A 1,052-nucleotide genomic window follows, 5' to 3' on the forward strand; every position below is an offset into this window, starting at 1 on the left:
CCCCCGAGCAGCTCATGCCACTGCTGGCGGTGCTCCCGGCTTTCGGCCGACGCGAGGTAGTCGCGCTCCCGCGCCACGTACCGCAGGTAGGACGGCTCCGGCTCCGGGGCCACGTCCACGCCCGCCTCGAGCGCCGCGTAGTGACGGCCCACCGCGCGCACCAGGAGCCCCAGGGAGAACCCGTCCCCCACCAGGTGGTGCACGCAGGCGAAGTAGCCCCCGCGCCGCTCGCCCAGCTTCACCACCGCCAGGCGGAACAGCGGCCCGCCCGGAAGCGCGAAGGGCGTCCGCACCTGCTCGGTGCACCAGCGCTCGGCGGCGGCGTGCGGATCCGCCTCCCGGGAGAAGTCCACCTGCTCCACGCGGCCCCCGTGCACGGCCCCCAGCCGCTGCCGTGCCTGCCCGTCCTCGACGCGCAGCTCCAGCCGCAGCGCCTCCGTGCTCCGCGCGAAGCGCTCCAGCGCCTCCGCCAGCAGCTCCAGGCGGACCGGCCCGCGCACCACCAGCAGCCCTCCCAGGTTCGCGAAGGCCGTGCCGGGATGCAGCTGCTCCATCAGCCAGATGCGCTGCTGGGCGTGGCTGAGCGGCTGGAAGCCGTCGGCATCCTCCTGGGAGAAAGGCTCCACCGGAGCAGGCGACAAAGGGGTGACGAGCTCGGCCATGAGGTGTCCGCCGTGAAAGCGAAAAGGGTTTACGAAGAGGACGGGGCGCCGCGCGCCGGGGCTTCGGGCGCCGCGGGAGGGTCCGGAACGAGGAAGCGGAGCACCGACCCCACGCGGACCGACGGCACCTGCCGGCGCGCCAGGTCCCTGGGCGTGTTGAGCAGGTCGTGCCACGGGCACCGGATGCCCTGGGCCGCCTCGTCCCAGGTGCCCTTGCTGAGGGGGCCGCCCTTGTGCTTGCAGCGGTCCAGGATGACGCTGAAGCGATCCCCCAGGCGCAGGCAGAGGTAGCGCTCGTCGTCCACGCGCACCTGGCTCCAGTGCCGCGCCTCCAGTTCCAGCATCATGGCGAGCCCACCTCCGCGGACGGCCCCACCCACAGCGAGGCGC

General features: G+C 73.8%; 2 protein-coding genes. Both read right to left on the bottom strand.

Annotation, left to right across the window (positions count from 1 at the left end; genetic code table 11):
* On the bottom strand, window positions 1-662 hold a 662-nt coding region (locus tag D7Y13_RS41700), incomplete at its 3' end, for a condensation domain-containing protein (protein ID WP_208734555.1).
* 29 nt (window positions 663-691) lie between these two features.
* Window positions 692-1,052, bottom strand: a 361-nt coding sequence (locus D7Y13_RS41705; protein ID WP_208734556.1) for a Rieske (2Fe-2S) protein, incomplete at its 5' end; no start/stop codon positions are given.

It is taken from the genome of Corallococcus praedator (genome assembly GCF_003612125.1).
GTDB classification, from domain to species: domain Bacteria; phylum Myxococcota; class Myxococcia; order Myxococcales; family Myxococcaceae; genus Corallococcus; species Corallococcus praedator.